The sequence below is a fragment of the Anaeromyxobacter sp. SG64 genome (assembly GCF_022690745.1).
Taxonomy (GTDB): Bacteria; Myxococcota; Myxococcia; order Myxococcales; family Anaeromyxobacteraceae; genus Anaeromyxobacter; species Anaeromyxobacter soli.
The window spans coordinates 1-9,679 of sequence record NZ_JALCZB010000135.1; the positions used below are offsets into that span (position 1 = coordinate 1).

Below are 9,679 nucleotides of genomic sequence, written 5' to 3' on the forward strand. Positions count from 1 at the left end.
TCGCGCGGCTCGCGCTCGCGCTGCGGGGGACGGCCGTCATGCGCCGCGGGCCCGTGACCCCGGCGCTGCTCGGCGCGCTGCAGGGCTCGCCCGTGCGCGCCTGCGAGGACGGGGGCGCGGCCGAGGCGCGGGCCGGCCGGGATCCTGCTCCGCGATCGGGGACCGAGACAGGCGAGGACGCGGAGCGCCGCGAGGCGCGCGCGTTCGCCGAGGTCACCGACCTCGTGGAGGGCCTCGGCGCGGCCGGCTCCGCGTTGGCCCTCGCGAGCGCGCTCCTGCGCCGGGTCGAGGAGCGCGGGCCGTGACCCGGATCATCGCGGGCAGCGCCCGCGGCCGGCGGCTCGCGGCGCCCCGCGGCGACTCGACCCGGCCCACGAGCGACAAGGTCCGCGGGGCGGTCTTCAACGTGCTCGGCCAGTTCTTCGACGGGGGGGACGTCCTCGACCTGTACGCCGGAACCGGCGCCCTCGCGCTCGAGGCGCTCTCCCGCGGCTGCGCCCGCGCCGTCTGCGTCGAGGCGGACCGCGCGGCGGCGGAGCTCATCGCCCGGAACGCCGCGGCCCTGGGGCTCGAGGCGCGGCTGGACGTCCGGCGCGGGCGGGTGGAGGACGTGGTGCCGCGCCTGCCGCGGCGCGCCTTCGCGCTCGTCTTCGTCGATCCGCCGTACGCGGAGGGTCCGGAGGCGGCGCTCGCGCTCGCCGAGGGGTGCCTCGCGCCGGGCGGCCGCGCCGTGGCGGAGCACGACGCGCGGCGCCCGCCGCCCGAGCGGATCGGGGGCCTCGCGCTCGCGGACCGCCGGCACTACGGCGGCACGGGAATCTCGATCTACGTGGGCGAGTGAGGGATACTCCGCCACCTCATGCCCCGCCGCACCGCCATCTACCCCGGCTCGTTCGACCCGCTCACGAACGGCCACCTCGCCATCATCAACCGCGGCCTCAAGGTCTTCGACCGGCTGATCGTGGCGGTCGCGAACAACCCGCAGAAATCGCCCCTGTTCACGGCGGACGAGCGCATGGCGTTCATCTCCGAGGCGGTCGGGAACGACCCCCGCGTCGAGGTGGACTCCTTCAACGCGCTCCTCGTGGACTACGTGCGCTCGAAGGGCGTCTACACCGTCATCCGCGGGCTCCGGGCGGTCTCGGACTTCGAGTACGAGTTCCAGCTCGCCAACATGAACCGCAAGCTCCTGCCCGAGTTCGAGGCGGTCTTCGTCATGACGGGCGAGGACTACTTCTTCGTGTCGGCGCAGCTCGTGCGCGAGGTCGCCACCTTCGGCGGCGACGTGAGCGGCCTCGTCCCGCCCAACGTGGCGGAGGGGCTCCGCCGCAAGCTCGGCACCCCGGGGCGCCACTAGCCGTCCGCTCCCGCGTTCGGGGCGCGTACCCCACCTCGGTTCTGCTATCGTCGGCGCTTTGGCCGCCCTGGGGGCGGCCTCCACAGCTCGCCCGAGGAGACACCGATCATGAAGCTCGCGAAGCGGCTCGACGCCGTGAAGCCGTCGCCGACCCTGGCCATCACCGCGAAGGCCCGGGAGATGAAGCAGAAGGGCATCGACGTCGTGGGCTTCGGCGCCGGCGAGCCCGACTTCGACACGCCCGCGCTCATCAAGGACGCGGCGAAGAAGGCGATCGACCAGGGCTTCACGAAGTACACGCCCACGAACGGCATCCCCGAGCTGCGCGAGGCGATCGCGGCGAAGATCCAGAAGGAGCACCGGGTCACCTACAAGGCGACCGAGGTGCTCGTCTCCTGCGGCGGCAAGCACGCCCTCTACAACCTGTTCCAGGCGCTGCTGAACGAGGGCGACGAGGTCGTCATCTTCACGCCGTACTGGGTCTCCTACGCCGACATGGTCCGCGTCGCCGGCGGCGTGCCGGTCCTCGTCGAGACCACGATGGACACGGGCTTCGACCCGGCGCCGGAGCAGATCAAGAAGGCGATCTCCCCGCGCACCAAGGCGATCATCGTGAACAGCCCGTCGAACCCGACGGGCGCGATGCTCTCGCGGCGCACGCTCGAGACGGTCGTCGCCGCGGTGAAGGGCACGGAGATCCTGATCGTCTCCGACGACATCTACGACAAGCTCGTCTACAAGGGCCGCTTCGAGAACGTCCTCGATCTCGATCCCTCGCTCCAGCCGCAGGTCGCGCTCGTGAACGGCGCGTCGAAGACCTACTCGATGACCGGCTGGCGCATCGGCTGGACCGCGGGCCCGCAGGCGCTCATCTCCGCGATGCAGAAGCTCCAGGACAACTCGACCTCGAACCCCGCCTCGATCTCCCAGAAGGCGGCGCTCGGCGCGCTCACGCTCCCGGGCGTGGACGAGGAGGTCGAGAAGATGCGCAAGACGTTCGACGAGCGGCGCAAGCACATCGTCGGGCGGCTCAACGCCATCCCGGGCGTCCGCTGCTTCGATCCGGGCGGCGCGTTCTACGCGTTCCCCGACGTGAGCGCGCTCCTGTCCCGGAAGGCGCCCGGAGCGGCCGAGCCGCTCGGCACCGACGGGAAGCTCATCGACCTCCTCCTCGAGAAGCACCTCGTCGCGGCCGTCCCCGGCTCGGCGTTCGGCGCCCCCGGCTACATGCGGCTCTCGTTCGCGACGTCGATGGAGCAGATCGACAAGGGCTGCGACCGCATCGCCGAGATGGCGAAGAGCCTGGGTTGAGGCTCCGTCTCACGGGGCCCTCAGGGTTGACCACCTCCTGAGGGCTGCGCGCCGCTCCGTGCACCCCGACGCCCCGCCGGCCCCGTTGGCCGCGCGGGGCGTCGTCGTCTCGTGGCGTGGCCGCGCCACGACATGCGCGGCGTCCTGCCGCGGGGGTCCTTTTCTTCGGCGGTGGGCCGTCCAGGGCTACAGTCCCGCGAGCCCACGACGCACCGACCGTGCGTGAAAGGAAAGGAGCCTCATGAAGAAGCTCGTGTTCGCCCTCGCCGCCCTCGCGCTCTCCGCCACCGCCCACGCACAGGACGCGCGCCGGCCCTTCGGTCTCGGCATCTCCATCGTCCCGCTGGAGGGCGCCGGCCCGCCGACGATCGAGGTCTACGCGCCCATCAACGTGGCCCCGACGCTCCGCATCGAGCCTTCGCTCGGGGTGCTGACCCAGGACCGGCCGGCGGGCCAGGTCGACCGGAGCGACGTGACGGTGGGCGTCGGCGTCTTCTACGTCCAGCGCCTCGCCGCGCCGTTCGACCTCTACATGGGCGGCCGGTTCAAGCTCAACTTCGCGAGCAGAGACAACGGCACCAACGACGAGAGCGGCACGGACGTGATCCTCGCCGCGGCCATCGGCGGCGAGCACTACCTCACGACGAACTTCTCCCTCGGCGCGGAGGCGCAGCTCGGGTTCCGCTCCGACTCCGACGCGTCCGGCGACTCCTCGGGCGTGTTCACGACGGGCCTCGCGTTCCTGCGGTTTTATTTCTAACCGGGGGCTGCGCCCCCGCCCCGCCGAGCGAAGCTCGTCGGGACCCCGCGACCTCGACGCCCCGCCGGCCATGCGCCGCGCGGGGCGTCGTCGTCTCCAGGGGCGAGGGCGTCAGTGCGCAGAAGGGCGAGCGCGGCGCACATCCGCAGCCAGCCGCGCCCACCCGCCGACAGCCCGAGACGGGCAACTTCACGGAAAGGCGACCGGGTCCAGGTATGCTCCGGGTCGAAAGCGCGCCGGGGCGTCCCGCGGACGCTCGCAGCGCGCGACGCCGCCTGCGCGGCGACGCGCACCCGGGGGACGATGGATGAAGACGTCGTCGAGCCGACCGCCTGGATCGGACACGGGAGACCGGGAGCTCCTCGGCCCCGGCCTGATCCACGAGCTGCGCCAGCCGCTGACCGCGCTGGACGCCGCCCTGCGGCTCGTCGCCCGCGAGCTCGGCCCGTCGGTCACGACGCTCGACGTCTGGTCCATGGCGACCGGGCAGGTCGCGCGGATCCAGGAGACGCTCGACACCTTCCAGCAGCTGATGACGGGGGGCGCCGAGCTGGGCACCTTCCTGGTGGAGCCGGTGGTCCGTCGCGCGATCGCGGCCGCGCGCGCGCGGCTCGACCTCCTGGGCGATCGCTTCGCGCTCGTCGTCGACCCCGACGTGCCGGGCGCGCACGGCAGCGCCCAGGCGCTCCTCCACGCCGTCTCGAACCTCGTCTCGAACGCGCTCGACGCGGTCGAGCAGGGCGGCGGCGGGCGGATCGAGGTGAGGGTGCTGCGAGCGCCGGACGGCGCGCGGGCCCAGGTGCGGGTGGCCGACGAGGGGATCGGCATCCTCACGGCGGACCGCGAGCGGATCTTCACGGTGGGCTACACCACGAAGGCGCGGGGGAAGGGGAGCGGGCTCGGCCTCGCCATCGCGCGCCGGATGCTGCGGGCCGCGGGCGGCGAGCTCCGCCTCGCGGCAGAAGCGGACCCGGCCAGGCGCCCGTGGGCCAGCACCGAGCTCGTGGTGGAGCTCGCCGCGAGCGCCGCGGAGCCGGTGCCGGTCGCCCCCGCGATGGCGGCCCCCCGCAGGCGCGGGCTCCGCGTCACGCTCGTCGGGGTGGCCTTGCTGGCCGTGGCCGCCGCCGGGTGGGCCGGGCTCCGCCCGTCGCGCACCGCCGGCGAGGCGGCCGCGGTCATCGCCTCGGCCGAGGCGGGCGAGGTGGTGCTGGAATCCGCCACCGGGGCGATCGAGCGGCTCCGCCCCGGCGGGTGGGAGCCGGTGGTCGCGGGAGAGCGGCTCCGCGAGGACGACACGATCCGCACGGGCGCCGGCGCGGCCGCGACGCTCGCGGTCGGCGACCGCTCGCGCGTCGCCGTGTCCGACGCGACGCAGCTCACGGTTCGTGAGCTCACCGCAGCGGTTCAGCGGCTGCGCCTGTCGCGGGGCCGCATCTCGGTCGATCACCAGCCGGACGGCGCGCGCGTGCTCGTGGTCGAGAGCGACGACGGCGCGAGCGTGGCGCGCGCGAACGAGGCGCGGTTCAGCGTGCTCGCGAGCGGCAGGTCCCTCGCCGTGGCCACCGAGACCGGCGTCGTCCGTCTCCAGGCGGCAGGCGCCAGCGTCGACGTGAGCGCCGGGCGCCAGGCGGTGGCGTTTCGCGGAGCGGCCCCGGATCCGTCCCTTCCCATTCCGCCCGCGCTCCTCCTCAAGATCGCGAGGACCGCGCGGGGGGAGGGGGTGTGCACCGTGTCAGGCGTGGTCGATCGCGGCGCGGAGGTCCGCGTCGAGGGGCGCCTCGTCGAGGTCGGCGGGGACGGGAGGTTCTCGGTCCGTCTCCCCGCGCGCGCGGCGATGCGCGCGTCGGTGGTCATCCGCGACGCGGCGGGCCACGGCGCGGAGCGCCAGGTCCCGTGCGCGCCGATCGCGCCGGAGCAGGACGTCTCCGACTTCGCCGTCCGCTGGGGACAGGATGCGAGCGCGCGCAGTCACCGCTAGCTGCGCGGTCGCGGCGCTCGTCGCGGCGGCCCGGGCGGCGGCCGGCGACCTCGCGCTGCGCGTGACGCCCGAGCGGCTCGTGCTCGGCCCGGACGCACGCGCCCTGATCGAGCTCGCGGGGGCCGGCGACGCGCCTCCCCGGCTCACCGTGAACGTGGGGCGCGTCGAGGGGCTTCGCCCCGCCGGCGCCGGCCGGTTCGTGGCGGAGTACGTCGCGCCCCCCGAGCAATACCCGCAGGTCGCGATCGTCGCGGCGAACGCCGGGGAGTCGTGGGGTTGGACGGCCCTCCCGCTCACCGGCCGGGGGCTCGCGACGGCGCGCTCCGCCCCGCACGCCCGCATCAGCGTCACCATCGGCGAGGCGTCCTTCGGACCCGTGACGGCGGACGCCTCCGGCGAGGCGCGCGTCCCGGTGGTCGCTCCGCCCGGCGCTCGCTTCGCCTACCACCGCGGCCGGCCGCTCGATCTCAACGCACCCCCGGTGCTGCACGTCCACCTCGCGCTCGGCAGCGCCGAGGTGGTCGCGGACGCGCCGCGCGACCTGCCGCTGCGCGCCTTCGTCGTCGCGCCGGACGGCGCCCCGCGCGCCGGCGCACCGCTCCGGCTCGAGGTCAGCGAGGGTCGCGTCGTGGGGCTCGCGGAGGTGGCCCCGGGGAGCTGGGCGGGCACCTGGCGCCTCGCGCCCGGACGCGCCGGCGTGGCGAGGGCATCCGCGGCGCTCGCCGACGAGCCGGGGCTCGCCGCGTCGGTCCAGCTCGCCCGGCGGACCGGCGCGCTGGCGCGGCTGACGGTGCAGGCCGCCGAGGCTCGCGTCGCGGCGGACGGGGCAGTCCTGCTGCGCGTCGAGGCGTCGGACGCGGCCGGCAACGCCGTCGAGGCCTCGCCCGCGGTCCAGGCGACGCTCGGCGAGCTCTCGGCGCTCGTGCCCGTCGCCCCCGGAGCGTGGGAGACGCGCCTCTCGGTCCCCGGGCGCGTCGGGTCGGCCCGGCGGCTGCAGGTCCTCGCGCGCGCCGGCCCCGTGGAGGGCCGCGCCGAGCTCGAGGTCGCCGGGGGTCCCCCCGTGGAGCTCGAGGTGGTCGCGGAGGAGGCCCCGCTCGTCGCGGACGGCCGCGCGGCGGCGCGCGTCCGCGTCCGGCTGCGCGACCGCTTCGGCAACCCTGCGGAGGGGGCCGCGCCCGAGATCGCGGACGCGCGGCCCGCCGTCGTGGAGACCCAGCCGGACGGGCCCGGGGCCTGGGTGGTGCGGTATCGCCCGCGCCGCGCGAGAGAGGACCGCGCCGACGTCCTCTCCGTCCGCGCGGGCGGGCTGATGGGCGCCGCGCGGCTCACGATCGTGGCGCCGGAGCGGCGGCTGGGGGTCGCGCCGAAGCTGGGGGTCGCGGCCGCGAGCGGCCTCCTCGCGCCGTACGCCGCCGTGGAGGCGGGATACCGGACGACGCTCTTCGCGGGCCGGCTGGCCGTGGCCGGCGAGGCCGGGGCGTTCGTGCACGAGCGCACCGACACGGCGCAGGTCGGCGGCGGCGCGGTCGAGGTCCGCGGCCGCGCTCGCTACCTCCCGGCGCTCTTCACCGTGCGATGGGAGCAGCGCCTCGCCGGCGGGCAGGCGCTCTGGGCCGGGGCAGGGGCGGGCGTCGCGCACGTCGCGTCGGAGGTCTCGACCGACGCCGGCCCCATGTCCGCGGAGGCGGGGCTCGTGACGCTGCTGCACGCCGGGGGTGGATGGGGGCTGCTCCGCCGGCACGGAGGCCCCTTCCTCGAGGCCCGCGTCGCGCGCATGAGCGATCCCCGCTTCGACGCGCTCCGCGGCTCGCTCACCACGCTCCTCGCCGTCGTGGGGTACCGCCATGACGCGTACTGAGCGTGCCCTCGCCGGCGCCGTCCTCGCGGTCGTGCTCGGATGCCGGCAGTCGGCGCCGTCCGCTCCGCCGCGTCCGGTCGCGGCCGAGCCGGCGCAGGGCTTCGAGCAGAGCGAGGCCCTCATCGACATCGTCGGGAGCGCGTTCCACGTGAGGGCGGTGCAGCGCGTCCACGGCGGGAGCAGCGTCGACGCGTCGTATCGCGCGTGGCTCGGCACGACCGAGCTCCGGGACGTCGTGTGGCTCGACCCGACCAGGCTCCGCGCGCGCGTGCCCGCAGGGCTCCCCCGGGGCTTCCACGATCTGAGGGTCGCGGGTCCCTACGGCGAGGGCACCGCGGGCGGCGCGTACGAGGTGCTGCCCGGATCGGCGCCGTCGCTCTCCGCGTCCCTGTCGCTGGTCCAGGCGGCGAGCGTCGGTCAGGAGGTGCTGCTCGAGGTGACGGTGGAGAACGGCGGCGACTTCTCCGTGGAGGGGGTCCTGCCGGAGGCGACGCTGAGCGGGCCCGGCGCGCTCGCGCTCGTCGCGCCGGCGGCGCCGCAGGACCTCGCGCCCGGCGCGCGCTCGACCCTCACGCTCGCGTATCGCGCGGAGGCGCCTGGCGCCGTGTCGGTCTCCGTGTCCGCGATCGGCCGGGATCCGCGCACGGGGGCCGCGGTCGTCGCCACGGCGACGGGCGGCCTCCGCGTCGAGCGGCCGGCCGCGCTCTCCGCCGCGCTCGCGCTGCCGCCCGGGCCGCTCGCGCTCGGCGATCTCCCGGTGACGCTCACCGTCACGAACACGGGCGAGGCGACCGCCGTCGCGGTGGTCCCCGCGTCGCTCGTGGACGACGGGTCCACCGGGGCCGTCGTGGTCGTGTCCGGCCCGACGCAGGCCGTCACGCTCGCGGCCGGGGAGAGCGTCGCCTTCGCCTGGTCGTGCCGGGCGGTCGCGGCGGGGACGCTCGCCTTGACGGCGACGGTGACGGGCGCCGACGCGAACGACGGGCGCGCGCTCGGCGCGAGCGCGACGGCCACCACCGCGACGGTCCCGCACGGCGTCGCCCGCCTCGCCAGCGATCCCTTCGCGGACGGGAGCACGTTCGCCTTCGTCGCGCCGTATCGAGGGCAGGTGTACGTGGGGCCGAGCCGGACCGGGGACGGCGTCGTTCGCATGCAGCGCGACGGGACGGGGCAGGAGTCGCTCGCGCTGACGTTCCCGCGCGACCCCGGCGTCGGCAGCACCTCCTCGAGCGCAGGCCCCTGGCCTCACACGACCCTCGGCTACACGGGGTGCACCGCCGCGGCCTGCGGGCCCGACGGCGAGGACGGGCGGGGCCTGCTCACCTCGGTCTCCTTCGCGGGCGACGAGTGGCTCGTGCTCGGTGGCGCGCGCTCGTCGGGCGAGCTCGACTACGTGTACCTGAGCCGCGCGTCGGCCTCGCCGCTCGACTTCTCCTACGTGGACCTCTCCACCGTGCTCGGGGCGAACACGCGCGGCGTCTCCGCGGCGCTCGGCGCGGGGGGGCGGCTCTATCTCGGCTTCCCGGACAACGGCGGCTCCCGCCCTTACGGCATCGCGCTCCTCCGCGCCCCGACCGCCCCCGGCCTCGACGCGGCGCAGGGGACCGACGCCCTCGACCTGGGCTTGCACGACGCCTACAACGCAGCGTACGGCGGGTTCACGGCGATCTCGATCGTCGACGCGATGGCCGAGCTCGGCGGCCGCGTGTACTTCTTCGACGACGTGGGCTGCCTCGTCGCGAACGGGCAGGCGCCCGCGACGAAGAGCGACTTCCTCGGCTGCTCTCCGGCCGCGAGCGCGGCCTACGACCGGAAGCAGTCCGTCGCTCCCCCGCGCCAGTTCGATCTCGAGCCGCCCGACAAGGCTTGGCCCCAGGCGGTGGCCTGGAACGGGCGGCTGTACGCCATCCGGAACACCACCACGGGCCCCCAGCTCTGGTCGTGCGACCCGGCGGGCGGCGCCGACCCGGCCGTCTGCGACCCGACGGACTGGACCCTCCTCGCGGCGGACGCGGCCTACCGCACGCGGCTCGGGTACCCCGGCGTCACGGCCGCGTCGATGCTGCTCGCCACGCCGAGCCACCTGTACCTCGGGCTCGACGATCCCGGGGCCGGCCTCCACGTGTTCCGCACGCGCGCCGCGCTCCCCGCGATCTCCGACTTCACGGGACTCGACGGCTGCGCTGCCGGGACGCCCGGGTGCCAGGGGCTGGGAGGGGACGGCCTGGGGACGCCCGCGCTGACGCACATCCTGGACGCGAAGCTCGTCTCCAGCCCGGACGGCCGGACGGACCTGTTCTTCACCGCCCGCGGCGGCAGCTCTCCTTTCCAGCTGATCCGGATGGATCCCTGACGCCGGGCCCGGGCGCTCGGCGGGACGTCGCACGCCTGGTCGCTCGTGGCCCGGCCCGCCTC

The 9,679-nt window shown here is 75.8% G+C and carries 7 protein-coding genes and 1 pseudogene; all 8 read left to right on the forward strand.

Going from position 1 to position 9,679, the window contains the following annotated elements:
• Positions 1-305, forward strand: a pseudogene (locus MNZ29_RS22490) (hypothetical protein); the annotation flags it as partial.
• The gene (rsmD, locus tag MNZ29_RS22495) at positions 302-841 is read left to right on the forward strand and encodes a 16S rRNA (guanine(966)-N(2))-methyltransferase RsmD (protein ID WP_242356816.1); all 540 of its coding nucleotides are present in this window, start codon (positions 302-304) and stop codon (positions 839-841) included. The pseudogene MNZ29_RS22490 and the gene rsmD, both read left to right, overlap by 4 nt.
• Before the next feature lie 18 nt (positions 842-859).
• Positions 860-1,357 carry a pantetheine-phosphate adenylyltransferase gene (gene coaD, locus MNZ29_RS22500; RefSeq protein ID WP_242341178.1) on the forward strand — a complete coding sequence of 166 codons (498 nt, stop codon included), beginning with the start codon at positions 860-862 and terminating at the stop codon, positions 1,355-1,357.
• A gap of 108 nt (positions 1,358-1,465) precedes the next feature.
• Complete coding sequence (locus MNZ29_RS22505) at positions 1,466-2,668, forward strand: pyridoxal phosphate-dependent aminotransferase (RefSeq protein ID WP_242341179.1); 1,203 nt, start codon at positions 1,466-1,468, stop codon at positions 2,666-2,668.
• A gap of 241 nt (positions 2,669-2,909) precedes the next feature.
• Positions 2,910-3,428, forward strand: a complete 519-nt coding sequence (locus MNZ29_RS22510; protein ID WP_242341180.1) for an outer membrane beta-barrel protein — start codon at positions 2,910-2,912, stop codon at positions 3,426-3,428.
• A 307-nt stretch (positions 3,429-3,735) separates the two neighbouring features.
• Positions 3,736-5,406 carry an ATP-binding protein gene (locus MNZ29_RS22515; protein ID WP_242356818.1) on the forward strand — a complete coding sequence of 557 codons (1,671 nt, stop codon included), beginning with the start codon at positions 3,736-3,738 and terminating at the stop codon, positions 5,404-5,406.
• On the forward strand, positions 5,381-7,264 hold the full coding sequence (locus MNZ29_RS22520) for a hypothetical protein (protein ID WP_242356820.1): 1,884 nt from the start codon (positions 5,381-5,383) through the stop codon (positions 7,262-7,264). The genes MNZ29_RS22515 and MNZ29_RS22520 overlap by 26 nt, the downstream gene beginning before the upstream one ends.
• Positions 7,251-9,617 (forward strand): DUF11 domain-containing protein, encoded by a 2,367-nt coding sequence (locus MNZ29_RS22525; protein WP_242356822.1) that lies wholly within the window; start codon positions 7,251-7,253, stop codon positions 9,615-9,617. Before MNZ29_RS22520 ends, MNZ29_RS22525 begins: the two co-directional genes overlap by 14 nt.
• The last annotated feature ends 62 nt before the right edge of the window (positions 9,618-9,679 follow it).